Source organism: Gottfriedia luciferensis (assembly GCF_001712755.1).
Lineage (GTDB): Bacteria > Bacillota > Bacilli > Bacillales > Bacillaceae_G > Gottfriedia > Gottfriedia luciferensis_B.
In genome coordinates, this window is sequence record NZ_MDKC01000023.1 from 255470 (window position 1) to 279558 (window position 24089).

25 protein-coding genes and 1 pseudogene are annotated in these 24089 nt (G+C 31.5%); 10 read left to right on the plus strand and 16 right to left on the minus strand.

Translation table 11 applies throughout. The annotated features are described in order from the left end of the window. Positions 1-51: 51 nt before the first annotated feature. The 3 genes from BED47_RS14460 to BED47_RS14470 form a co-directional block, all read right to left on the minus strand. The gene (locus BED47_RS14460; protein ID WP_069034243.1) at positions 52-1005 is read right to left on the minus strand and encodes an ABC transporter permease; all 954 of its coding nucleotides are present in this window, start codon (positions 1003-1005) and stop codon (positions 52-54) included. Positions 1006-1071: 66 nt separating this feature from the next. Further along, positions 1072-1968: an ABC transporter ATP-binding protein gene (locus BED47_RS14465; protein WP_069034244.1), complete on the minus strand. Its 897-nt coding sequence runs from the start codon at positions 1966-1968 to the stop codon at positions 1072-1074. Positions 1969-2279: 311 nt separating this feature from the next. Continuing rightward, positions 2280-2540: a DUF2187 family protein gene (locus BED47_RS14470; protein ID WP_069034245.1), complete on the minus strand. Its 261-nt coding sequence runs from the start codon at positions 2538-2540 to the stop codon at positions 2280-2282. Positions 2541-2832: 292 nt separating this feature from the next. Between BED47_RS14470 and BED47_RS24405 the strand changes: the two genes are divergently transcribed. After that, positions 2833-2964, plus strand: a complete 132-nt coding sequence (locus tag BED47_RS24405) for a hypothetical protein (protein WP_286143714.1) — start codon at positions 2833-2835, stop codon at positions 2962-2964. Positions 2965-3025: 61 nt separating this feature from the next. On the opposite strand, the gene BED47_RS14475 is transcribed toward BED47_RS24405, so the two are convergent. Together BED47_RS14475 and BED47_RS14480 are read right to left on the minus strand one after the other, a co-directional pair. After that, positions 3026-3376: a hypothetical protein gene (locus tag BED47_RS14475; RefSeq protein WP_069034246.1), complete on the minus strand. Its 351-nt coding sequence runs from the start codon at positions 3374-3376 to the stop codon at positions 3026-3028. 692 nt (positions 3377-4068) lie between these two features. Continuing rightward, complete coding sequence (locus BED47_RS14480) at positions 4069-4812, minus strand: metallophosphoesterase family protein (RefSeq protein ID WP_069034247.1); 744 nt, start codon at positions 4810-4812, stop codon at positions 4069-4071. Between the two features lie 211 nt (positions 4813-5023). Between BED47_RS14480 and BED47_RS24410 the strand changes: the two genes are divergently transcribed. Next, complete coding sequence (locus tag BED47_RS24410) at positions 5024-5158, plus strand: hypothetical protein (protein WP_286133442.1); 135 nt, start codon at positions 5024-5026, stop codon at positions 5156-5158. 34 nt (positions 5159-5192) lie between these two features. Here the strand turns inward: BED47_RS24410 and BED47_RS14485 are convergent, their stop codons facing one another. From BED47_RS14485 to BED47_RS14495, 3 genes and pseudogenes are all read right to left on the minus strand, one after another. Further along, positions 5193-5507 (minus strand): hypothetical protein, encoded by a 315-nt coding sequence (locus BED47_RS14485; RefSeq protein WP_069034248.1) that lies wholly within the window; start codon positions 5505-5507, stop codon positions 5193-5195. 816 nt (positions 5508-6323) lie between these two features. Then, positions 6324-6841: pseudogene (locus BED47_RS24580) on the minus strand (DUF6933 domain-containing protein). A gap of 237 nt (positions 6842-7078) precedes the next feature. Next, positions 7079-8497, minus strand: coding sequence for a fibronectin type III domain-containing protein (locus BED47_RS14495; RefSeq protein WP_069034249.1), 1419 nt, complete (start codon positions 8495-8497; stop codon positions 7079-7081). A 431-nt stretch (positions 8498-8928) separates the two neighbouring features. On the opposite strand from BED47_RS14495, the gene BED47_RS14500 reads away from it, so the two are divergent. Further along, positions 8929-10344, plus strand: coding sequence for an Ig-like domain-containing protein (locus BED47_RS14500; protein ID WP_069034250.1), 1416 nt, complete (start codon positions 8929-8931; stop codon positions 10342-10344). Here BED47_RS14500 and BED47_RS14505 read toward each other — a convergent pair. Further along, positions 10341-10850, minus strand: coding sequence for a hypothetical protein (locus BED47_RS14505; RefSeq protein ID WP_069034251.1), 510 nt, complete (start codon positions 10848-10850; stop codon positions 10341-10343). The two genes, BED47_RS14500 and BED47_RS14505, sit on opposite strands and share 4 nt — an antisense overlap. A 330-nt stretch (positions 10851-11180) precedes the next feature. Between BED47_RS14505 and BED47_RS14510 the strand changes: the two genes are divergently transcribed. Next, complete coding sequence (locus BED47_RS14510) at positions 11181-11702, plus strand: YcxB family protein (protein ID WP_069034252.1); 522 nt, start codon at positions 11181-11183, stop codon at positions 11700-11702. A gap of 152 nt (positions 11703-11854) precedes the next feature. Here the strand turns inward: BED47_RS14510 and BED47_RS14515 are convergent, their stop codons facing one another. From BED47_RS14515 to BED47_RS14530, 4 genes are all read right to left on the minus strand, one after another. Beyond that, positions 11855-12847, minus strand: coding sequence for a helix-turn-helix transcriptional regulator (locus tag BED47_RS14515; RefSeq protein ID WP_069034253.1), 993 nt, complete (start codon positions 12845-12847; stop codon positions 11855-11857). Positions 12848-13066: 219 nt separating this feature from the next. Next, positions 13067-13516 carry a hypothetical protein gene (locus BED47_RS14520; protein ID WP_069034254.1) on the minus strand — a complete coding sequence of 150 codons (450 nt, stop codon included), beginning with the start codon at positions 13514-13516 and terminating at the stop codon, positions 13067-13069. Positions 13517-13532: 16 nt separating this feature from the next. Further along, on the minus strand, positions 13533-14384 hold the full coding sequence (locus BED47_RS14525) for an SAR2788 family putative toxin (protein ID WP_069034255.1): 852 nt from the start codon (positions 14382-14384) through the stop codon (positions 13533-13535). Positions 14385-14404: 20 nt separating this feature from the next. After that, positions 14405-15337, minus strand: coding sequence for a S8 family serine peptidase (locus tag BED47_RS14530; protein ID WP_175403501.1), 933 nt, complete (start codon positions 15335-15337; stop codon positions 14405-14407). A gap of 617 nt (positions 15338-15954) precedes the next feature. Between BED47_RS14530 and BED47_RS14535 the strand changes: the two genes are divergently transcribed. The 4 genes from BED47_RS14535 to BED47_RS14550 all read left to right on the plus strand — a co-directional run bounded on the left by BED47_RS14535 (position 15955) and on the right by BED47_RS14550 (position 18881). Continuing rightward, entirely contained in the window at positions 15955-16683 is a 729-nt protein-coding gene (locus BED47_RS14535; RefSeq protein ID WP_069034256.1) for an amino acid ABC transporter ATP-binding protein, read from the plus strand. A gap of 14 nt (positions 16684-16697) precedes the next feature. Beyond that, positions 16698-17495, plus strand: a complete 798-nt coding sequence (locus BED47_RS14540) for a transporter substrate-binding domain-containing protein (RefSeq protein WP_069034257.1) — start codon at positions 16698-16700, stop codon at positions 17493-17495. 72 nt (positions 17496-17567) lie between these two features. Next, positions 17568-18206: an amino acid ABC transporter permease gene (locus BED47_RS14545; protein ID WP_069034258.1), complete on the plus strand. Its 639-nt coding sequence runs from the start codon at positions 17568-17570 to the stop codon at positions 18204-18206. 12 nt (positions 18207-18218) lie between these two features. Beyond that, positions 18219-18881: an amino acid ABC transporter permease gene (locus BED47_RS14550; RefSeq protein ID WP_069034259.1), complete on the plus strand. Its 663-nt coding sequence runs from the start codon at positions 18219-18221 to the stop codon at positions 18879-18881. Between the two features lie 145 nt (positions 18882-19026). On the opposite strand, the gene BED47_RS14555 is transcribed toward BED47_RS14550, so the two are convergent. The 3 genes from BED47_RS14555 to BED47_RS14565 all read right to left on the minus strand — a co-directional run bounded on the left by BED47_RS14555 (position 19027) and on the right by BED47_RS14565 (position 21026). Next, the gene (locus BED47_RS14555) at positions 19027-19290 is read right to left on the minus strand and encodes an excalibur calcium-binding domain-containing protein (protein WP_069034260.1); all 264 of its coding nucleotides are present in this window, start codon (positions 19288-19290) and stop codon (positions 19027-19029) included. Between the two features lie 450 nt (positions 19291-19740). Beyond that, complete coding sequence (locus BED47_RS14560) at positions 19741-20379, minus strand: hypothetical protein (RefSeq protein WP_069034261.1); 639 nt, start codon at positions 20377-20379, stop codon at positions 19741-19743. A 50-nt stretch (positions 20380-20429) separates the two neighbouring features. Then, positions 20430-21026, minus strand: coding sequence for a hypothetical protein (locus BED47_RS14565; protein ID WP_069034262.1), 597 nt, complete (start codon positions 21024-21026; stop codon positions 20430-20432). A 391-nt stretch (positions 21027-21417) separates the two neighbouring features. Between BED47_RS14565 and dndB the strand changes: the two genes are divergently transcribed. Then, on the plus strand, positions 21418-22533 hold the full coding sequence (gene dndB / locus BED47_RS14570; RefSeq protein WP_069034263.1) for a DNA sulfur modification protein DndB: 1116 nt from the start codon (positions 21418-21420) through the stop codon (positions 22531-22533). After that, on the plus strand, positions 22514-24076 hold the full coding sequence (dndC, locus tag BED47_RS14575; protein ID WP_069034264.1) for a DNA phosphorothioation system sulfurtransferase DndC: 1563 nt from the start codon (positions 22514-22516) through the stop codon (positions 24074-24076). Before dndB ends, dndC begins: the two co-directional genes overlap by 20 nt. The last annotated feature ends 13 nt before the right edge of the window (positions 24077-24089 follow it).

Sequence of the window (24089 nt, forward strand, 5' to 3'; positions counted from 1 at the left end):
GCTTTTGTTTTTTTATTGATTTTAGTACTTAAAAAAGAACACTCTAACAACTTAAGCTGTTACATCTCGTTTTGAAAATACAACTATTGATAATCCTAGGAAAATAACAAAATAGACTAATAGCATAATTACTGAGAATGTCATTGTCATGCCTTCAACTGGTGGAGTGCCATTAACGTACTGCATTAAGTTTGTATTGGCAAATAAGATAAACTTTGTCCAGTCAAAGAATCCCGACAAAATAACTGTTACTGTATTTCCGACTGTTAATAGTAAAATTGAGATCCCGATCGCAATTGTATTGTTCCTAAATACTGTTGACACCATAAACGCCATCGTAGCAAGCATAAATGTTTCGATAAAACTCATTACGTAAAGCTTTGCAGAATAGACAAGCCTACTTTGCTCTTCAACATGGCCATCGACATATGCTAAATATGAAGTATTCCCACTTCCTGCACCAAAAAGTACTAAACCAAGTAGATTCGAAACTAGAAATAATATAAATAACATAGCAAAACCAAATAGAATACTAGTTAAATACTTTGACATAATTATTTTTTTTCTAGAAAAAGGACGGATTAGTAATAGTTTAATCGTCCCCCAATTAAACTCACTCGCTACTATATTACCAGAAACTATAATCGTAAATAAACTTACTAATATAATTAAACTTGATGAAGTATCCATAAAAGTCCAAACATTAGTCTTCTCATCTGGTGATATATTATGGTCTATTCTATACTCATTAATTGCAATTGATCGTTCTAAAAACTGTCTTTGAGGGTCTTTATTACTTATACCTTTTAATTGTTTTTTATCTTCTGCTGTTTGTACTTGTAATGTTTGCTTCCAATTCTGATCTGCATTTTGCTCTTTTTTATGTTCATAATATTTTACAAAAGCACCAGTAGCACCAACAAGTAAAACAATAAGGGCAACCATCACAATAGTACCTGGTCTTTTAATAATCTTTATCCATTCATTTTGAATCAATTTTAACATATTCTAAGTTCCTTTCTTTTGGAAATTCTAAAGCATCAACAAACTAATGAGACTACTAAAGAGTTGTTAAACATTCGTAATTTCTAAGAAACGATCTTCCAATGTTTTTGCATTTGCTTTAAATCCATATACGCGAATGCGATTTTCGACTAATAACTCAATTACATTCGGTACATCTTCTCTCGTTAATTCAATATGTATTTCTCCATCAACTAATTGCGCATTATGTTTAGATAATACTTTAAGTGCAGTTTCATTATTATTCACTTCAATTGAATACGTTTGAACATCTTCAGTTGTAAGCTCTGTTACTGTTTGTACATCTACAAGCTTACCTTGTTGAATAATACCAATTCGATCACACATCATTTCCATTTCTGCTAATAAGTGACTCGATACAATAATGGCCATGCCTTTTTTCTTCGTAAGAAGCTGCAAGTGATCTCTCATTTCTCGGATACCCGCTGGATCAAGTCCATTCGTAGGTTCATCAAGAATTAAAACCTTCGGATCATGCAATAAGCATTGAGCTAAACCAAGACGCTGTCTCATACCAAGAGAATACGTTTTAACTTTTTGACGAATAGCTCCTGTTAAACCAACAAGCTCAACAACTTCATTAATTTTCTCTTTTGTTACATTCTTATCCATTCGAGCATATTGCAGTAAATTATCATAACCACTTAGAAATTTATACAATTCTGGATTCTCTACAATTGCCCCTACATTCTTAATTGCTTCTTCAAAGTTGGACTTAATACTATGACCATTAATGACAACGTCACCTTCAGAGATATTCATCAAACCAACCATCATTCTGATCGTCGTCGTCTTACCAGCTCCATTTGGACCTAAGAATCCAAAAACTTCGCCTTCAAAAATATCAAAGCTTAAATCAGAAACAATCTTCTTCCCTTTTATTTCCTTTGATAAGTTCTTAATTTGTACAATTGCCTTTTTCATTTCGTCCTCCTTATTTCCAATATTTTCTAAATTTCTAATAATATTTTAACAAAACTAATTGAAATGCAAAACGGTCTAAAGTCTGAGTTTGTTAATAAATGACATTTACTGTTACGTAAATATGAAAAATATTACATTTTTCGTTTATTTTGTAATCTTCCCTAGAATTCTTTTTATTTTTTTGCGTTCAAATCTTAGGTAGTTTTACATACTTAATTTTTACTATATTAGGAATTCATATAAGTTCATAAGTACCAAAATAAAAAATAGCCTTATCCCTTTTATTTGGGCTAAGGCTATTTTCTAGGAAATTAACTTTTTGAAATTGGAGCTAAAATTTTATACTTTTTGTGGTTGATTACAGTGTGATCATGATCGTAATAATTACGGTGGTTACGATCATTTCTCATATCAACAATGACAGAGTTTGAAAGAACTTTTGTTACAATACCTTTTACTGAATTGGGCTTGATCTCTTTTACATTATCCTCTTTTGGCATAAATTCGACTTCGTCACCTGGTCTTACATAATATTTATTCATTGTTATGATTGTTTTATTATTTTTGCACATATGTTTATCACCTTTTTATTTACTTTTATTTAATATTACAAAAATATCAGAATATTCAAAAGTGAACTCGATACTAGATTTCACCGTGACGGTGTACCTATAAATCTATGTCGATATAGTTTTAGATAACTAGTTCTTTTTTAGGTGAAGTGAAAAGAGTTTAGCGCGATCATTCCTACTTGATCTCATTGAATTAAATGATGTTTTGTCAGCATGTATATCGCCTTAAAAATAAAAAAAGACTGTAGACAAATTCGATTTTCATCGAGTAGATATTTCAGAATTAGATTCTATGTTTAAAATGGCATTTGGAATAAATCAAACATGGTTAAAAAATAGTGGTGGAACATATGTCTACTCAAAAGTATCAAATCAGATGAAACAAAACCCACCATCTATTGGTGGGTTCGATCATATTATTTAACCAACGTTTACAGTTAGCTTTATTTTTTCTGTAGTCATACCAATTAAATAATAAAATGAAATTAATTTACTGCACGGTTCAATTCTTCACGAAGTCCGTTACTAGCTAATTTATCCATATTTAGAAGCAGCGTTTTAACTTGTACAAAATCAACAGCACTTTCTAGTTCAAAGGTTGCAACTAGATTGTTGTTATTGGTTTTAGAAACTTTCATTTTGTATTTACGTTTACGGAATAGTCGTTCTACCTTTGTTCCACGAGCTACAGAAATTCTGTAGGTGTCATTATTATAGACTGTACCCGCATCAAATCCATTGTATGAAAAATTTGTATAATCCTCAGTAGGTATAGATACATCGATGTCTAGTTCTTTGTTAAGAATAAAATCTTTCAGTAGGTCTAGTTTTGTCATTTTTAATTCTTCCTCCTTAGCCACGGGTGGCTTCTCTTGTAGTCGGAAAGTCAACCTCTGAAATATTAAAGGTCAGAACTCATATAAATAGCTCTTCTTCCTATTCAAATTACCATTTACCTCAAAATGAACTTGAATAAGATTAATTTTATCATAATAGTCCGAAAACATATAATAGTACCTATTTTTTTATAAAGTCATTTCCACCATTAGATAAATCATCTTGGACGGTTGTGAATTCATTTTCACAAAGTATCCAACCTATCTAGTCTATTTGTTGAGCTTTGACTATTTAGTATTAATGGATAACGACTATTAATTTTTCTAATTTTTTTATCATAATTAACTGAATCTATATTTTCTTTAGCTGGTCAAGAGTAGCTTTTTTATACAAATCATAATTTGCTTCTTTACTTAAGAACCCTATAATTAATGGATTTTTCAATTTTGTTTTGTACCTTTTCAAAAGCTCTATTTTTTTCTTTAATATTGATCGAAATATTATTCATAATATCACCTCCTCAATACATAAAGTGAATTGATTTTAGTCTAATAAACCATATTTTTTGCAATAATTTTAGTGCAAAAATCAATATCAAAAAAAGAAAGCCGTTACCTTAAAGGCAACGACTTTTACTATAAATTCAAAAACTATGTATTAATTTATAATAGATTTCTTTCAACTCTTTCAATTATATTTCATATTTAGTTGACCTTGTTAGAGAAGAAATTGAATGAGTTGAAATTATTCCATCTTTATTTACTTTAATACCATGTAAAACTCCACCATATGCAGCAGCCCCATCAATACAGATCTTCGTTTTACAAGGTGAATACCAAATATCGAATTTCCCTTCAGTTTTGTGAAGAATTGATGTTGGTGTATGACCGAAAATAAATGTCTTATCTGTTTCATTTTTTCCGTAATGGAACTCATCGCGAATCCAGTAAAATTCCTTGTCAGTCGTTTCTTTCCAATCTTCAAGATTCAGATCGACTCCGGCATGAACAAATACATAATTTTGCCATTCGAAATACAGTGGTCTAGATTTAATAAATTGTAGTTCAGCTTCAAATTGCTCTTTCATTAATTGCGCTACTTCATTAGGACCTCTTTTATTTGTAATTTCAAATTTAAAAAATGAATTAATTGTTTCTAAACCACCTTGTCCGTAGTAATACGCTTGTTTAAACTCAGGTTGCTCAAGCCAGTCCAATAACATTTGCTCATGATTTCCTAGTATAACAACCGCTCCGTCTTCTTTTTCTAATTGCTGCGCTCTTATCAATACCTCGTATGGATTCTCTCCACGATCAACTAAATCTCCTAGAAGTACTAGCCTTTCATTATCTGGGTTCCATTGTTTAAGTAATGTTTCTAATTCATTTATGCTTCCGTGTATATCTCCAATTGCAAAAACCGTATCCTTATCCATACATCCAACCCCTTCTGTAAACCTATTATTCCCACTAAATTGTTTAAATAATATAAATAGTTTAACAAATGTAAATTACTAAAGTAAGTTATCCGTCTTATAGCCTTTTTACTTAATAAAATTTTATTTAATTGTCCAATTATAGCTAGGATAGTTTCTATAGCACAGGGAATAATGAAAAGGTAAAATTTTGGTAAAGGGGATTTTTGAAATGAGTAATGAGAACAAAGATTTAAATAACAGTGACTTTTTTATTGCAGATTTAACTAATGATGCGAAGAGTAAGATTGAGAATTTGGAAGAGGAATTGGATATTACTTTGGTTGCTTATGATTGTAAGAAGTGAGATTTAGCTCATTAGGTAAAACGACTGCTATTAGTTAGTCAGTCGTTTTATTTTGATAGCAGAAGTTACTTTTTTCTTTTACAAAATAGAATCCTGTCCGGTTTTCTTGTGGAACAAATCCTTGTTGTGCCGAACTATTTTCAACCATATTTTGCCCTTCAACAGCAACAGTTGTAATGATATCTCCACCACCAAAACCTTCAGAATAATTTTCTTCTTCTACAATTTGAACACTTTTAGAAGAACCGCTAATTTCATTACTGGCTGGTTTTAAAAAGAAAATCAACAAAATAACAATCACAATAAACGTTAAAATAAGAAATAATATTATTCTAAAAAACTTCTCCATTATACTCACCTATTCCTTGAAATTACTATTTAAAACCATTTAAACCCCAACATAAACTAAGTTAATCCAAAGAGATGATACTAGAATTAAACTCAAACTAAGACCAATGTTGACCTTTTCCTTCCATCTCCTATTTGATGAAATGATTGAAACTAGAAAACTCAGCAAGCTTAATAAAATACTAATACAATTTAAACTTAAAAATATATCGAAGTTGTTAAATCCGTTGAAGGTGACATTTAAAATGAAAATTGAGTAACTAAAAATAAGATAGTAGAAACTTTTCAAATTTAACACAACCCCCAGAAAACGTTTTGATTTTTTGATTATATTAACATATTAATTTCTGGTAAAATGTTCTAAATTTGAAAATTGTATGAAGGTGAACTGATTATTAACGTTTGTTCCTTAAATTGTAACAATTACTCAAAATCTCTTTTATAATAAGTGTTAATTTAAAAGGGGAATTGAAAGCAGATGAGAAGTTATTGTTGAACAACGAATTGATTATGAAAGAAGTAACAGAGCTTTGAGGAAGATGGACGCTGAGGATATTTTTTAATTCCCGAAAATTCATATGTAATCGCAACTAATATAAAAGAAAAAGAACGATATCGAATTATCGTTCCGTTAAAAGGAAACACAAAAGTTAAGAGTAAAAATGACAGAATTCCAAATGAGGTGATTCTAAAAGAATTTAATGAAGCATTAAAGAAATATAAAGAAAACAGTAAGAACGAATTATGATTAAAGCTACGCCTCAAATATTGAGGATTTAAATCAATTAGAATCACCACATTTGAAGGTTTCCTAGGATCACTTCATTTGATGAAAAAATTCATCCAATGCTTCTTTCATCAATTTATTCGGATAAGAACGTAACTTGTATAAAGGGGTATCATTAAGATCAAGATTCAAATGAAGTAAACTAATAATTTCTCCTTCTTCAGCCTTGTGATAAACATAAGATTCAGCAAGATAGATCATATCATTCATTTTTGAAATAATACTTCGATCGCTTGTCGCAGTGTATTGAACTTCAACTAGTTGTTTCATATATGCATCAACTTTCTCAACATCAAATTCGTTTGCCAGAAAATTTGTCACAATACTTCTCTTCATTAACTCTTCAAAATTTGTAAAATCCTTTTTAATAGACCATACATAACAAAACAATATCTAGTTACATTATTCATTACCAATACACACTTTTTACGGCCAATTTTAAAGATATTAGCATGCCAGCAAAAAAGTTGATTTTCATTTGATAAATCTGGTTTCTCTACTTTTATTTTCATTTCATCTGAAAGCTTTTTTGTTAGTTGAATGTACATGTTTAAGATCCTCGTTTATTAATTATTTTTAGTTATATTCTAACATCGCATCAACTAAATCCAGTATATAAAAGTAAATTTAAGATTATTTTACTTTATATATTGGTCTATTTAAAAAGCGATTAAACAGTAGTATCCCTCTTTGTCATTAATATGAAAGGTTCTCAAAAGTTTCATCATAAAAAAAAGAGAATCGTCAAATGATTCCCTTCTTTTATAATATAAAAAAGTTAACACTTAAAGCTTAACGCTCTTGATTGTTGTCCAACCACTATATACTTTAGTAGTTCCAACTGTTCGATACGCTCTTACTTTATAGTAGTATGTCTTTCCTTTTGTTAAACCGCTATTTGTATAAGACGTTGAAGTTGTTCTTTTTACTAAACTATATGATCCAGCACTTGAGGTAGATCTGTAAATTTCATAACCGCTTGCTCCACTCACAGAACTCCAAGATATTTTTGAACTAGTTGAATTTACTTTAGCGACATTGAAATTAGTTGGAACAGATGGAATTGGTTTTGCGCTTACTATTGATGAATAATTACCATAGACCTTCTTACTTCCGACTATTCTGTATGATTTTACCTTGTAATAATAAGTTTTATTTGTTGTAAGCCCTGTATTATTAAAGCTTGTTGAAGTGGTTGTACCAGCAAGTGAATATGTTCCCGTGCTTGTCGTTGAACGGTAAACTTCATATCCACTTGCTCCACTTACAGCTGCCCAGCTCGTTTTTACACTATTGTATGAAGAAGAAGCTGCTTTTACGGATGTTGGTGTAGACAGGACCGGTTTTGCAGATACTGTCTTACTATAATCACTGTATTGTGTAGGTGTTCCTGTTTTATACGACTTAATCTTATAATAATAAGTTGTACCTGTGTTTAAAGATGTATTAGTATACGAAGTACTTGAAGTAGTTGCTATTTTCGTATACGTACCTGTACTGGAAGTAGAACGATAAATCTCATAACCTGTCACATCATCCGCTTTTGTCCAGCTTAATTTAACGCTATTATATGAACTAGCTGCTGCCTTTACGTTAGTAGGTGAAAGAATAGGCTCCACATAATTTGGATCTGTTGAGAACCATCCATATATCGTTTGATCTGCACGAGAGTCATAACCCATCCCGATTCGAATGAGAGGATAGCCAACTGTTTTTTTCACTAAAATACCGTAATAAACTTCAGATTCAGCACCTGGATATAACTCTACATCGAATTCATCTAAACCTTCAAACTGGCCTGAAAATATTGCTGTATCAATTGGGTTAACTTTTTGTCCAGACTTCGTATAAAAACTATCGTAACTATAAATTACATCATAAGCGTATAAAGGTTCTTCTGGTCCTGAGACATATTTTAAATTAAAACCCATCACAATCCATTCTTCATCATCTGCAGGTTTCGTATTATACATATTTTCATTCGCCACAATTTCATTTGCTTCGTCACCTGTATACATATCAAATAATTGCAATTCTACTTCTTTAGGTGTATCCCACTCATATTCTTGAAGTGAAAAGTTATAATTAAACCATGCACTATATGGCGTGATACGGTCTCCTATTTCAGCAAAAGCTGATTTTGAATTAAATGAAAACATAATTAAAAATGTTAAAAATAAGTACATAAAACTTCTTTTATTCATGATTTTCCCCCTATTGTCTTTCATTCTATTGCACTACTACATACCTAAACGCTCTACTATTTATACCTCCTAAACTTGATAAATTTATTATATAAAGCAAGGTGTTCAAAAATTTGAACATCAAAAAAGAGAATCAAATGATGATTCTTAGATTATTCGCATATGATAATAGTTTCATATTTTACCAAAACACTCCCAAATACTTAAGGAGTTTAATTGATTTAATAATATAAATTCCAATTAAAATCGTCATAAATAGTCTTATTTAACTTAATTACTTTCAAATTCTATTATTAAAATTTCATTAAACAAGCCTATAGTCTTTCTAATTGTCGAAAAATAAATGTGTATTGAAGCCCATAGTTGTACCTGATTATTTGTAGTAGCATTAGAGACCTCAGTGTTCTTAATAATAAACAAGGGGTGGTTTGGTGCTTAATAAAAAAATCTTATCATTGGTTACTTTAGGATTATTAGTTTCACCATTGTCTTTAGGAACTGTTAAGGCAGAAGGAAAGGGATACGATTTATCAAAGAAGATGATTGAACATCAGGTTAAAAAACCTCTTCAAAAAGGAATCCTAGATTTTCATACGTTTAATCAGCTTGGAAAAGAAGTAAAATATGCTCGATCCTTTTCAGTAAAAAGCTTTAATAAAACGGGTACTATGAATAAAGATAATGTCACTAGTGCAGATGATGATTTTATTTATGAGACGGAATATAATGATGAGTTTGCTTATGCAGATAATTCATCATATGAGAAAATCTTGATTGGGCAGTTACTTCCTTTGTATGATTTAGATTTACATAAAGTAGTCATACCGACTGATGGAGTTTTATATATAGCTGGGGCAACTAACTCTATTAATATTGATCTTTTATTTGCAGCTGTAGAAAAGGATTTTGTTGAGAGTAATAAGTTAGTATACTTAGGTTCGGAATATGACGATGACGGGACTGAGTACCAAGCGTATCAAGCTAAAGCTGGTACTTATTATATAGGAGTTATGGATTATGATAATGCAGACGATATTGACAATAATACTGAAGATGACTTATATGCTATCGCAACTGGTTTCGAGGACAATGTTGCCCCAAATAAACCGATTGTAAATAAAGTTGATAATAATGACAAAGTTGTGACTGGAAAAGCAGAGGCTGGTTCTACTGTTTCTGTAAAAAAAGGGACTACTGTATTAGGATCTGCTAAAGCTAACTCGTCTGGAAACTATTCGGTCAGTTTAAAAGTCGTTCAAAGTGCAGGAACAAAGCTGACTGTAACCGCTAAAGATGCTGCTGGTAATACTAGTGCAGCAGCAACTACAACAGTTATTGATGTTATAGCCCCAGCTAAGCCTGTTGTAAATAGGGTTGATAATAATGACAAAGTTGTAACAGGAAAAGCAGAGGCTAATTCTACTGTTACTGTAAAAAAAGGGACTAAGGTGTTAGGAACTGCAAAAACTAATTCGTCTGGAATCTATTCGGTTCCATTATCAGCCGTTCAAAGTGCAGGAACAAAACTGACTGTAACCGCTAAAGATGCTGCAGGAAATGTAAGTGTAGCAACAACTGTAACCGTTGTAGATGTTATTGCACCAGTAAAGCCAAAGGTTAATAAAGTAGATGACAACGACTTGAAAGTAACTGGAAAAGCTGAAGCAAACTCAACTGTAACCGTGAAAGTTGGAAGTAAGGTTTTAGGTACTGCTAAAGCTGATTCAAAAGGAAACTTTTCAGTTAAGATTAAAGCCCAGAAAAAAGGTACCACTATTGCTGTAACTTCAAGGGATGCTGCTGGAAATACTAGTCAAGCAACAACTTTAAAAGTTGTAAGACATTAAGATAGGTGTTTGAGCCAAGGATTAAATCCTTGGTTCTTGTTATTTAGTCCTACTTTTTTTAATAAATACTCATCAATACTTCTCCTAAAAGTTTCGTAGAATTCATAAAAACAATTAAGTTGTCCATCTTTAAAAATATAGATTACTCTTCTATCTTTCGTTTGATATTCTCTAACTTTAAGACTATTTAAAATTTTAGTTCTAACATTTTTCTCACCTTCGTAATCTAAGTAATTTGATGAATGAATACTTATATTAATTTCATTTGAAAGATGCACTTCAATATGTGGTGAAAGTAAACCATCATCTATTAGATATACATTTTTCACTTCAAATTCAGTAGGAATAAGAATTGTTTGGTTACTATTTAATTTTTTACTTATTTCATTTTTATCTATTTTAATCTTTGTATCTAGGGTTGGTAGGAAAAATAGTATATATAAAAATATTATTAAACCCATCCCTACAATTGAAATAAAAGAAAAGAAAATTACCCTTAGCATCATTCACAAACCTCACATCATTTTTAGTAAAAAATAGTTTCATTTTGTGAAAACAGTAACATATTTGAATGAATATTAATTAAAGTAATTTTGAAGTTAATATGAATGTTTTATTAGGAAGCACTCCCTTTTCCACGTAAAACGCATCAAACGAACAGAAGATGATCGCTGTTTTTTACGGATTCGCGATTTTGAAACAGTATTGTTCCAACAGTTACAACGTCACAAGAATGATAATCCCCTAATCTTTTGAAAGATGTATTGTATCCAAGATATAACTCGAGTAAACTGAAATAAGACAGATAGAATTTTCTGAAAACAAAGAGAGACAGCATGAACTACACCTACACCTATGACCAACAAGACGTGATGAGATTTAACCTCGATTTGTACGCGACCAATCGAAAAACAAGCCAGTTCTGGGAGAATCAGATCGCTTCAGCTATAAATTATGTTGCTTTGCTATTTGTGTATGCGTATGTATTCGATGCAAATATCAAAGAAAACCTTATTTGGATTGGCCTTTTCACTTTAGTATATTTTGGTTACCTACCCTTCCATCATAAGTATGTACTAAAACAAAGTGTAAAAAGCTTCGTTAATAACCCACTTAATAAGCAATCGTTCGGGGAAACTACCGTTACGCTCGATGAAAACGGGATCCATGAGATCACACCTGTGGAAGAAACCAAGATCAAATGGGAGAACGTCAATGAAGTACGTGAAGGAGCCGAACATTTCTATTTCTATTATTTAAGTAACCGTTGCATCAGTTTGCCGAAACGAGCAGTAAACGACCAAAACGAGATTTTCGCTTTGATCACGGAAAAAAGCGTGCCGCATCGCAAACTTTGAACCTAATCCATAAACGATTGGAAATTTATCTTTCCTAAGCCTATTTAAAATTTTGTTTATTCCTTTAGAAAACATACTGCCGAAATAGACAGTATGTTTTTTTACGTTATGAAAAAAGAGCATCCCCGAAAGATACTCTTTTTAGTAAAAACTTATTGTTGCAAATTCATACTATACAACTTACTCATCTCAATAATTTGTTCCTGAACTTTATCAATCACCGATGGTGGACTTATAACCTGAGCATCTTTACCCCATGTTAAAATCCAAGTAATCAATCCATCACTAATCGCAGCTTTTGTAGTTAAAATGAAATGATCCTCATCCACTTTTTGAATATCAGCCTTTAATCCAAAACGATCTAGTACGACATTTAATAATCCTTTTTTGAACTTGATCTTTACGTAATCTGGTTCACCGGCGAACATATTAAAAACAGTACTCAAATATTCATCTACGTTAAAGCGTTCATCTTGAAATTTCTCTTCTGTTCTCTTAACTTTTCTCATTCGATCTACTCGGAAGTGTCTAAGTTGATCATCTGGTAAACTTCTTGTAATTAAGTAATAGTAGTCGTTTGACCAAATTACTGCGAGGGGCTTTACTGAGTACTCTTTTCCATCATGGCTTAATTCAAATTTTTTCTTAAAATTGTATCGGCCATATTGAAATGTAAGTAATTTTTTCTCAGCGATGGCTTGATGAATTTGATCGATTGAGAAGTGTATTCGATTGCTTTCACTCTTAATGGCTGTGTCTGGGATAATACCATTGTGAAGCTTTTTGGCTTCATTTTCACTTGTAAGGTTTTTTAATTTATCGATAATCTTTTTGGTTTCTTGTTTGTTTAAAAATCTTGAAGCTGTAACAGCATCTACTAATAAACGGAGTTCATGTAATTCAAATAGTCTTTCTTGGTGACTATATGTAGTTGCCTTACCATCTGAAGCGTTTTCAATTACATCAAAACCTACATGTTCTAATACCGATATATCTTTTAAAAATGTATTTTTACTATACGAAAAGTCCTCTTCTCCTGCTGCTAATCTCTTTTTGATTTCATCAAAGGTAAACTCATTATCAATATCTGTTTTTCTTTCTAGAAGCTTCATTAAATTATAAAAGCGTACACGGTTTTTATCCATGGAATCCTCCGTTTATTTAGTAAAATTCATAAGATGTATTTTATATGTAACTTAATCTGATTTTAATTTTAACATATTTAATTGGTAAAAATGATGGTTAAAAAATACTAGTCTATTTTTACTAGAAAAATACCCTATTAAGTAGCTTTTTTACGAGCTTACTCAATAGGGTATTTTTTAGGTTGGAAATGCCTTTTTTATTATTTTAAAATTATTCAATCAACGTACGTCCTTATATATTGTAACAAATTCCCTATCGGCTATTATTAAGTCTCTCGGAGTTTTTAAATCAGTTAGTGTAATTTGGCGTTTTTCTCTAATTGGGTAGTCTTCTTCAGAATTCCAAGAAGCGAAAAACTCGATTACACCACTCTCATTTACAGCTTCTCTAATGTATTCGTATAAAATTTTTAAACATTTTTCACCTTCTGGAGTGATTCGTTTCTCTCCTTTAAGTGGTACTTGTGTAGAGACCATACTTACTTGATACTTGTATTTAAAATGTTTAGAGAAACTAAAAAATTTCTTTTCTTCTGGGTCATAATTTCTCTCCATATAGACATGTGTAAAATCTAGTTCATTTTCATAAACATTAGGAGAAATGGCATTTTCACCAAAGGAACCCTCTTTCAATATTATTGGTGAAGAAATGAAATGATACTGTGTCATAAATATCCCCTCTTTTCTAATTAACCGGCCCGCCATAGAAAGCGTGCGATTTTGGAGTACGCATTGCCGGATGATAGTGATAATAATAACCTTTTTTAGGTTTCCCGTTTAATTTATCAACCTCATGTAATGGCTGCCCTGTTGGATTAGCTGAAGCAGCAACACCCTTAGCCTGGTTTTTAGATATAGACCACGTATCTTTATTAGACTTTAACCTCGTTACAGCCTCTGATTTTGATAACCCCTTACCAATATATACGCCTCCCGATTTCACGGTAGCTGAAAAGTGACTGTATTTTTTATCTTTTTTAGCTTGAGTTGCTATTACATAAGCTGCCCCACCGACAATAATCATGGCTCCAGTATGGAATAATGCAGTTAGTATAGCTGGTGTCATAACAATCCCTATAGGTATTAAGAATATTAACGATGCCGTACCTAATTCTGTATCATATGAAAACTTTTGTTTGGTATCTACATCTGTAAATATCCCTTTAAAAGAATTTTCATTTAATTGCATATGCGCAAGATCAATTTTATATTTTTTAGATTCTTTTTTTCCTAATTCAGTAACTTCTTCAGAGTTAACAGTAATATAACTTTTCCCAGGTACAATTTCAACCTCAACTTTGTTTACATCCCCTGTAGCATCTTTCAAAGATGTGCTTAGAGAAAGGTTTGAAGAGGTAATATCTAAATCTTCTACAATTATATTTTCATCTTTTAATGTTTGTTGTAAATTTTCTTGAATAGTATTTATAGTTGCTTCTTCAACTTCAGCTGCCTTTACAGACAAATTCGGAAATATTCCTATAATTACTGTAAATACTAGCGAAACAATAAATAGATTTATCATTTTTCTTATCATTATATTTCTCCTTTAATAAATTAATTTATTATGGGTATTCCATTGCCTACTATTTTTTTAGAACCACTAATTACCTTTGAATTTATTTTTAAACAATTATAAATTTTCATTTGTCTTACATTATTTTTAGTGAAATTTTCATAAGATAAATATTCAGCAACTACTCCAGTAATAAATGCTGTAGAAAACGATGCACCAGTATAATATGAATATAATTTTTGGTTATTAGTAGAAAGTATATTTTCTCCTGGGGCAACAAAATCAATTTTACCTATAACTGACTGCTTTAATGGTTTTAATCTCTGATTAATCATCCCTACTGAAATAACTTCTTTATATTTAGCTGGATATGATGCATTTTTACCGTAATTATTACCACTGGCAGCAACAAGAATAATCCCTCGTTCTATAGACCTTTTTACTAATTCTTTTAATTCTGGAAACTCTTTACTAAAACCTAAACTTATATTAATAATGTCAACATCATTTAAAATCGCCCATTCAAATCCTTTTATAAAGTCTTGTTTATAAATCTTTCCGTTATCTCTCATAACTTTAGCTGAATAAATCTCAATATTTTTTCTCACCCCAACAATACCTATATCATTATCATTTGCTGTTAATATCCCAGCTATAGCTGTTCCGTGACCTAGTTTATCTGTATTAGGTAGATTAGTAGCATTAAATTCTTTAATAATTTTTCCCTTAAGATCTGGATGTTCTTTATCAACTCCACTATCTAAAATTGCAACTTTAATAACTTTTTCATTTTTACTAGTTTGACCAATTAATCTGACTCCCCAAGGAGTGACTTGTTTATTCTTTAACTCTTCATTAGTAATAGATAGATCATCCTGATATTGTCTGTAAAATACTATATTTTTTGATATGTACAGGATGATACCTATAAAAACAATACTCCCCAATATCACTAATACCTTTTTCTTAAACAATTTTAAATCACCAGAATTCACTTTAATTTTTACTAGATTATTTTTTTGTTTTTCTTTACAACTATCAATGCGTCTCCTAAAACTAGCAATTACAAATAGACTTAGCTTTTGCTATTTTTTTAGCTTTCCTCAAACTTTTTAGTAAAAATTTGAGTTGATAGAATCTGTTCATTCTCTAGTATTAAACAGCTTCTAGTTACTTTTATAACTTCATAAACAAATATCAAATATCTTTCATTGTGCATTCTCCTTCCTTTAATGAGTAAAAATTTACTAATATGTGAAAATCTTAACATACTAATTTGTAGAAAATTATGGAATTTATGATAAAATAATGAATTTTTTTAGTGAATTTTTACTATTATAATTAATCTTTAAAATCTTATTGTCTCACTACTTTGACGAATTTCTTCCCTTTATATTGCTAGGTAATCCCGTTTATCTACATCGAACAATACTGTTTGTTTCTTTCATGTGTCTAGTACAAAAGTCCTCGTCCAAAAAGACTAAAAACGAAATAAACGTGATATGTAAATGTAAACAAGCATACACATAAAATATTGATTCCCAAAATTCTCCATTTTACATAGTCAATAAAATTGTACAGGAGGTCAGGAATGATTGAATTTAAACATGTAAATAAGTTTTATGGCGATTTTCAAGTCTTGAAAGATATTAATCTCACAATCAATAAAGGTGAAGTTGTTGTTGTGATTGGCCCGTCCGGTTCTGGTAAGAGTACTTTGTTGCGTTGTATCAATCATCTAGAGTCAATTAATGACGGGACACTTACTGTTAGTGGTATTTCTGTTGGGGATAAAAAAACAGATCTCAATAAGTTAAGACGCAATATTGGGATGGTTTTTCAGCATTTTTATTTGTATCCGCACAAAACTGTGCTTGAAAATATCACTCTCGCTCCTATGAAAGCACTGGGCCAATCTAGAGAAGAGGCTAATGAAACAGCAAAACATTTTCTTGAAAAGGTAGGAATTTTAGAGAAGGCGAAATCTTATCCTTCCCAGCTTTCTGGTGGTCAGCAACAACGTGTGGCAATAGCTCGCGGGCTTGCGATGAAACCGGATATTATGCTTTTCGATGAACCTACTTCAGCACTTGATCCTGAAATGATTGGTGAGGTGCTCGATGTAATGAAGACCCTTGCTAAGGAGGGCATGACGATGGTTGTCGTTACACATGAAATGGGATTTGCCAGAGAGGTTGCCGACCGAATCGTCTTTATGGACGAGGGTCGCATATTAGAGGAAGCAACTCCGGCTGAGTTTTATGAGAACCCGCGTGAAGAACGGGCTCGCTTATTTCTCAGTCGTATATTAAATCATTAATAGGAGGTAATGGAATGTTTTTAAAAAAATTTATGAAAATGGCTTTGGTTTCAACTACGGCCGCCTTAGTTCTTGCAGGTTGTGGTGGTAAGGATGACTCAAAAAGCAAAGATGCTCTTGCACGCATTAAGGATGATAAGAAAATCGTATTTGGTGTAAAATATGACACTCGTTTATTTGGATTGAAAAACCCTTCAACAGGTAAAGTAGAAGGATTTGATATTGACCTTTCTAAGGCACTTGCAAAAGAAATGTTTGGCAATGATGTTAAACCTGAGTACATAGAGGTTACGTCAAAAACTAGGGTTGGCCTCTTAAATAACGGCAAAGTTGATGCGGTAGTCGCTACAATGACCATTAATGAAGAACGTAAAAAAGAAGTTGATTTTACTGATGTTTACTTTAATGCGGGACAATCTTTACTTGTGAAAAAAGGTAGCAAAGTTCATGGACTTGCTGATCTGAAAAAAGGGACAAAAGTACTTGCAGTTAAAGGGTCAACTTCTGCAGTAAATATTCGCCAGAAAGCTCCTGATACAACAGTACTTGAATTTGAAAACTATGCTGAAGCATTTACAGCCTTAAAAGCTGGTAAAGGTGATGCCTTAACGACTGATGATTCAATCCTTTACGGGATGAAAGAAGAAGATCCTTCATTTGAATTAGTAGGTGGAACTTTTACGCAAGAGCCTTATGGAATTGCAGTTAAAAAAGGCAATAAAGATCTTGTCGACGCGTTAAATAAAGCATTAAAAAGCCTAAAAGATTCAGGTAAATATGATGAAATTAAGAATAAATGGATTAAAAAATAATTATTGATGTTGGGAACTGCAGAGTCCGTAATTTTACGGACCTGCTTTTCCTGATAATTAGGAGGAAATCCTTTGATTGATTTCTCGATACTAACAGAACATATGGAGTATTTTTTAGAAGGATTAAGAGTAACCATTTTAACTAGTTTAATTGCGTTACTATGTAGCTTTATTTTAGGAACTATTATTGCTGTCATGCGAATTGCTCCAATTAAACCACTTAACTGGTTAGGTTCGATTTATGTGGAATTTATCCGTAATATCCCAGTACTAGTGGTCGTATTTTTTACTTACTTAGCTGGAAGTTTTAGTGGAATGGTTGCAGGAACAATCGGATTGACCATCTATACAGCAGCCTTCATTTCCGAAGCAATCCGTGCCGGTATCCTCTCTGTTCCAAAAGGACAAATGGAAGCTGCTCGCTCAACTGGATTGACTTACGGACAGGCAATGAGATTGATTATTCTCCCCCAAGCGATAAAAATCGTCATCCCTCCTCTTGGCAACCAATTTCTAAATTTAGTAAAAAATTCATCATTATTAGCAGTCGTAGCTGGTGGAGATTTAATGTATCAAGGCGATCTAATATCTGCAATGACATATGTAACTTTTGATACTTATATTTTTGTAGCTTTATTTTACTTAGTCTTAACGATTCCTTTAAGTATTGGTGTAGGCTATTTAGAAAAACGCTTGGCTAGAAGTAATTAAGGAGGTGGATGAATGGATTTTCTGCAGCCGTTCGCTGATGTTTACACACTTGATCATATAAAATTTTTACTAGAAGGATTTTGGGTCACCCTTAAGGTCGCTGCCATTTCAATTGTACTTAGTTTTATTATTGGTGGACTTATTGGTACGCTTAGATATACGAAGATTCCTGTTGTTACTCAATTACTAACCGCGATTGTTGAGATCATTCGGAACCTGCCTTTGCTACTGATTATATTTTTTACGTATTTTGCCCTACCAGAAATCGGGATTGAAATGAAAATAATCACAGCCACAATCGCTGCATTGACGGTTTTTGAATCAGCTATGATTTCGGAGATTATTCGAAGTGGTTTGAACTCGATTGAAAAAGGACAGATCGAAGCAGCACGTGCATCTGGACTGAATTATATCCAGACATTGCGTCACATCGTTCTGCCCCAAGCATTGAGACGAATGGTTCCGCCGCTTGTTAGTCAGTTTATTTCTTTACTTAAAGATACGTGTTTAGCTGTTGTTATTGCGTTACCAGATTTATTGCATAATGGACAGATTATTTATGCGCAGAAGGAATCTTATGTGATTCCTGTTATGGTGATGGTTTCGTTGATGTATTTTATTGTTAATTATGTTTTATCGTTGGTTGCGCGTAGATTGGAGATTAAGCAGTCTTGAGGAATCTGGTTCATTTATTGGGCCGGATTTTTTATTTTACATATAGTCACATCTTCTTAAGTAGCACCTGGGTGTTCGTATTTTCATAAACACAAAAAAAGATAGTTTCCTTACTAGGAACTATCTTTTTAAATTCTTGTTAAACTTATCTTTCACACGCTATTAAATCTTTATCTCGATCCATTTTTTTATTAGCGTCATATAGAGCTTTTGATGCATACGGTTTATATTTAGTTTTACCGCCTTTATTTTTAACGGATGAACTACGGGCAACTCCACCCTTGAAATCTTTATTCAATTCAGTACAGTTTTTATAATGTTTCACAGCTGCACTAGCATTGTCAGTTGATATCATTGAATAACTTTGAATAAGTCCAATTGTAAGAATACCAATAACAAGTTTTTTCATCTTTAATAACTCCAATCTATTTTTTTGTAATAAATGCTACCTAATTTATAAAGTTTCCAGTAAATAAATACTTTAAATAGTTTGCTAAGAAACAAGTTGTAATTCACATTTATCTTAATCTATTTATAATTTTATCATAGAAAATCTTGTTATTTTAGTAAAAATTAACCAGATTAATTTAGGGATTATTCACTAATTTATTACCTCTAATCAATTTTTCAGTGTAGAATGTTGTCTGGAGCGTTGTAACTAGAACTACGACTCCACCGTTTTTGGAATCTAGAGTTTTTCTCGCTAGATCATCATTTTGTTTGGGAATACTATTTCTCCAAGTGTTGTTGATGGTCTGTCTATATAAAAGAAAAAATGTGCACAGACTTTGCTGTACACACTTCTTAATTAGTATATCATTTTGTTCTAATCATTACCATTTTTGGATTAATATGGGCATTATTGCAAATTAAAGAATACTTGACCTCCAATGAACTCTTCATATCGTAATTGCGCCTTTTCCCCAGTTTTTACTAAATTAGCAATGTATCCTTCTTTTTCATTACCAACATACATTTCATAACTAAAATCAGGATTCGTTGTTCCATAAACATCTCCGCTATAAATATCTCCACTTTCACTTACTACTTTAAAGTTCATGATTCCATCAATATTAAATGCTAAATCTTCAGTAGCTGATTTTACAAATTTAACTTTTACCTTAGTTAATATCCATTCATAACCAACTGGCGCAGGATCATTAAATTCATTCATACTTTTTAACTTAGCATATGCAGAATCTCCACGTACTACTTCTTCTACCGTTAAGTTAAACTTAATTGGAAATGAATCTCCATTGTCATTATATAATTCGTCATCAACAGTAGCAGTTTTCTTAAATGGGACTGGATTCGTTCTTGAACCAAGTTTGGATTGTTTTGGTTTTTCTGTTTTTTTAGTTGTTTTTACTTCTTCTTTTTTTGGAGTGTCTTCTTTTACAGTCACATCTTTTGTACCTTGGCCACATGCTGATAATAACGAAATCGTTAATAAAGTTGTTCCTAATAAACTTACTACCTTTGAATATTTTCTGTTCATTTTTTTAACCTCACTTTTAATTTTTTTGTTAGTCTAATGAAATTTTCAAATTATTTATCTTTAAGCGAATCTGGGTAAACGATTTTATCAAACTCTTTTTGAGTATCTTGATCTTTTACTAAAATGGTAACTTTATAATCATTTGGATCTACCCCGTTATAAAGCTGATACATCATTCCGGACATCCCAAATGTAAACGCTGCAAGACCATCCATGCTATTTTCATAGGCTGATTTGTCTACAATCAAAGTAAACTCTGTAAAATCGTTGTTGTAGGTAATATCCTTTAATGAGATAAAATCTTTACTTTCTTTTGTTTCATTGACAGTTTTAATGATCTCATCTTTAATACTCTTTATCATTTTCTTGTGTTGAGATTTAGACATTTTGTAAGTTAGAGAGCCATCGGTGTTTTTCGTTACTTTGATCCCTTCTTTTTCTGCATCGGCGATGACTTTATTTATGTCATCTCCCTCGAACATTGAAGCTGGTAATGTAAGTTTTACGTTGAATAAACCTTTGTCTACGGCTACTGATTCTTCTTTTGTCTTTGGATCTTTGGTTGTATGCTTTGCTTGGTTGTTTGATGAACAGCCATCTTGTAGGGTAATTAGAAGTGCTAATAATAGGTAAGTGAATTTTTTCATGGAAAATCCTCCTTCAGTTTTTTTAGATTAGGGTTGATTGAATTTGGATTAATCTTAACTGATGGGATGGTCAGAAAATTGAGTGGGTAAATGAAAGTATTGGTTCTATTTGGGGGATTGGTGTTTTTAGTAAAAAACATAAAAAACCTGTTCAAAAAATTGAGCAGGTTTGTATGTAAAATATCTTTACTTAATTTAATAACTTCCAAATTTTGAAATGATTACCTTATTACTATTATTTTCAGTCGAAATATTCAGCTACAATAGTCATTTATAAAATTAATATTTTACAATTTAAAATATTAAACTACCAATCTGAATTAATAGCATTAGTATAAAAATTGGTATATAATCATATTAATTATTACGTACGTAAAATGAGGTGTAGTTAATGGACTTTGGTTTCAGTTACGTATTTCCAGCAGTTCGTGGAAAACAAGCTTTAAAGGAGTATTATGTTGTAATGTGCCCTTTAAAACTCATACCAAAAATTTTCCTATTTGATGAAGAAGAAATCCCAGCGGAACATAGGTCGCAAAGAATTTTAAATAAAAATCGTATACCTGAAATAACAAACTATATTATCGAAAATAGTAAAGATTATGTTTTCTCTTCTTTGACTGCTTCTGTAGATGGAGAAATGCAATTTAATTCAATCAATGCTGATGGTGGCTTTAAAGATATCGGTCAATTACATGTTTCACTAGATGCTAGATTTTTAATTAATGATGGACAACATCGTAGAGCTGCGATTGAAGAAGCACTAAAAGTTGATCCAGAACTAGGAAATGAAACAATTTCTATTGTAATTTTTCAAGATACAGGATTAAAAAAATCACAACAGATTTTTTCAGATTTAAATCGTCATGCGGTTAATACCACTACCTCGATTGGAATTTTATATGATCACCGTGATAAATTATCAATTCTTACTAAAGAAATTGTTGCAAATAACACACTGCTATCAAGATACACAGATAAAGAACGTGTTACATTATCTAAGAATTCTCCAAAAATCCTGGCTCTAAACCATATTTTTAATACGAATCTTAGATTAGTTAATAGATCAAAAGGTGAAAATTTATTAAATGAAGAAGAAGAATTTTTACTTGATTTTTGGAATGAATTGACTCAAACACTTCAAGAATGGAACTTAGTTTTCGAAAAGAAAATGAGTGCTAGAGATTTAAGAATGAATTATATCAATGGTCATGGTGTTTGCCTTGAAGCGATTGGTTTAGTTGGTTATTTCTTAATAAAAAACTACTCTAATGAATGGAAAGATTATATTCATCAACTTAATTCCATTGATTGGAGTAGAACTAATGAAAAAGATTGGTTACATCGAGCAATTAGTCCAAATGGTAGAATTCAAAAAACTCGCGATACGATTTTATTAACAGCTAATAAAATTAAACAATTGCTTAATTTACCATTAACTGAAGTAGAACAAAAAATAGAAGAAAAATACGGGTTAGGTGATTTTAATGACGTTAAACTTATTTGAGAGTTTAAAAAATAATACATTTATTACTGTTGCAAAAGAACATATTAAGAAAGTATATCTTGCTGATTCCAGGCCTTGGGTTGTTGGTTATAGTGGTGGGAAAGATTCAACTGTGGTAGCGCAGTTAGTATTTGAATCTCTTTCAGAACTACCTAAAGAGAAACTTCATAAGAAAGTGTATATAATCTCTTCTGATACTTTGGTAGAAACACCTTTAATTATTCAATCGATTAATACTACATTAAACAGAATTCAAAAAGAAGCTTTAACTAGAGATCTCCCTATTGAAACACATAAAGTTAAACCAATAATAGAAAATACATTTTGGTCTCTTCTAATTGGAAAAGGTTATCCTTCTCCAAACCAAAAGTTCCGTTGGTGTACGGACCGATTAAAGATTGAACCAGCTGATCAATTTATTATGGATAAAGTTGATTCATTTGGTGAAGTTATTATGGTTCTTGGTGTTAGAGAAAACGAGAGTGCTACAAGAGATAATGTCTTAAAGTCTCACACTATTGAAGGTAAAGATCTAATGAGACACTCAACACTTTCAAATGCATATGTATTTGCACCAATTAAAAGCTTTAGTCTAGATGATGTTTGGGATTATTTATTAAATCACACATCTCCATGGGGCGATGACAATTTTGAACTTCATAAACTTTATCAGGATTCAAGTAGTGGAGAATGTCCACTAGTAATCGATAAAAATATTAAAGAAAGTGCTGGCTCATGTGGTAATAGCCGATTCGGTTGCTGGGTATGTACAGTAGTAACCGAAGACAAAGCATTAAATGGATTTATTAATAGTGGTAGTGATTGGATGAAACCATTACTAGTATTTAGAAATTTCATTGCAGATATTCGTGATGATCGCACAAGACGTATGAAATACAGAATGAATGGTCAAATGTATTTAAAAGAAGTAAAAATTGAAACAATCGATGGCTTGGAATACGTTATCATACCTAAAAAATCTAGAAAAGGTAAAGAAACGATCCTATTAAGTGAATATACACAGTTAGAGAAAAAGGATTTAAAACATTATATAAAAGAACATAATATTGATTTAAGTGCACCTTATGATCCAAAGATATTAATTAAATTAGAAAGTGGAAAATTAGGACGACTTGGTGTTGGTCCATATACAATGGAAGCTCGAAAAGAAATCTTAACACTATTATTAGAAACTCAACGTGATCTAAAACATCCTTATGAAGAAAATTTTGAGCTTATAAGAGAAGAAGAACTTCGTATGATCAGAAGATATTGGCTTGAGAATGGTGATTGGGAAGATTCACTTCCAACAATCTATAGAGATGTTATGGGAAAAGGTCTTGATTGGGAACAAGATGACCGCCCTCTTTTTGACCAGGAACAAGTTTTTGATTTAGAAACACTTTGCAGAGAATACAATGTTGATTTAAAAATGTTAAAAAAACTAATTTCTCTTGAAAAAGATTATGCTGGTTATAAAGTTCGTCGAGGTCTAATGCAGGATCTTGAAAAAGTACTTAAACAAGATTATTTACACATTTAACTAGAAAGGTTCT

What these genes read in the sequence shown, in the direction of transcription:
- BED47_RS14460 (WP_069034243.1), bottom strand. Translation starts at nt 1,005, where the DNA reads ATGTTAAAATTGATTCAAAATGAATGGATAAAGATTATTAAAAGACCA.
- BED47_RS14465 (WP_069034244.1), bottom strand. Translation starts at nt 1,968, where the DNA reads ATGAAAAAGGCAATTGTACAAATTAAGAACTTATCAAAGGAAATAAAA.
- BED47_RS14470 (WP_069034245.1), bottom strand. Translation starts at nt 2,540, where the DNA reads ATGTGCAAAAATAATAAAACAATCATAACAATGAATAAATATTATGTA.
- BED47_RS24405 (WP_286143714.1), top strand. Translation starts at nt 2,833, where the DNA reads ATGTTTAAAATGGCATTTGGAATAAATCAAACATGGTTAAAAAATAGT.
- BED47_RS14475 (WP_069034246.1), bottom strand. Translation starts at nt 3,376, where the DNA reads ATGACAAAACTAGACCTACTGAAAGATTTTATTCTTAACAAAGAACTA.
- BED47_RS14480 (WP_069034247.1), bottom strand. Translation starts at nt 4,812, where the DNA reads ATGGATAAGGATACGGTTTTTGCAATTGGAGATATACACGGAAGCATA.
- BED47_RS24410 (WP_286133442.1), top strand. Translation starts at nt 5,024, where the DNA reads ATGAGTAATGAGAACAAAGATTTAAATAACAGTGACTTTTTTATTGCA.
- BED47_RS14485 (WP_069034248.1), bottom strand. Translation starts at nt 5,507, where the DNA reads ATGGAGAAGTTTTTTAGAATAATATTATTTCTTATTTTAACGTTTATT.
- BED47_RS14495 (WP_069034249.1), bottom strand. Translation starts at nt 8,497, where the DNA reads ATGAATAAAAGAAGTTTTATGTACTTATTTTTAACATTTTTAATTATG.
- BED47_RS14505 (WP_069034251.1), bottom strand. Translation starts at nt 10,850, where the DNA reads ATGATGCTAAGGGTAATTTTCTTTTCTTTTATTTCAATTGTAGGGATG.
- BED47_RS14510 (WP_069034252.1), top strand. Translation starts at nt 11,181, where the DNA reads ATGAACTACACCTACACCTATGACCAACAAGACGTGATGAGATTTAAC.
- BED47_RS14515 (WP_069034253.1), bottom strand. Translation starts at nt 12,847, where the DNA reads ATGGATAAAAACCGTGTACGCTTTTATAATTTAATGAAGCTTCTAGAA.
- BED47_RS14520 (WP_069034254.1), bottom strand. Translation starts at nt 13,516, where the DNA reads ATGACACAGTATCATTTCATTTCTTCACCAATAATATTGAAAGAGGGT.
- BED47_RS14525 (WP_069034255.1), bottom strand. Translation starts at nt 14,384, where the DNA reads ATGATAAGAAAAATGATAAATCTATTTATTGTTTCGCTAGTATTTACA.
- BED47_RS14535 (WP_069034256.1), top strand. Translation starts at nt 15,955, where the DNA reads ATGATTGAATTTAAACATGTAAATAAGTTTTATGGCGATTTTCAAGTC.
- BED47_RS14540 (WP_069034257.1), top strand. Translation starts at nt 16,698, where the DNA reads ATGTTTTTAAAAAAATTTATGAAAATGGCTTTGGTTTCAACTACGGCC.
- BED47_RS14550 (WP_069034259.1), top strand. Translation starts at nt 18,219, where the DNA reads ATGGATTTTCTGCAGCCGTTCGCTGATGTTTACACACTTGATCATATA.
- BED47_RS14555 (WP_069034260.1), bottom strand. Translation starts at nt 19,290, where the DNA reads ATGAAAAAACTTGTTATTGGTATTCTTACAATTGGACTTATTCAAAGT.
- BED47_RS14560 (WP_069034261.1), bottom strand. Translation starts at nt 20,379, where the DNA reads ATGAACAGAAAATATTCAAAGGTAGTAAGTTTATTAGGAACAACTTTA.
- BED47_RS14565 (WP_069034262.1), bottom strand. Translation starts at nt 21,026, where the DNA reads ATGAAAAAATTCACTTACCTATTATTAGCACTTCTAATTACCCTACAA.
- dndB (WP_069034263.1), top strand. Translation starts at nt 21,418, where the DNA reads ATGGACTTTGGTTTCAGTTACGTATTTCCAGCAGTTCGTGGAAAACAA.
- dndC (WP_069034264.1), top strand. Translation starts at nt 22,514, where the DNA reads ATGACGTTAAACTTATTTGAGAGTTTAAAAAATAATACATTTATTACT.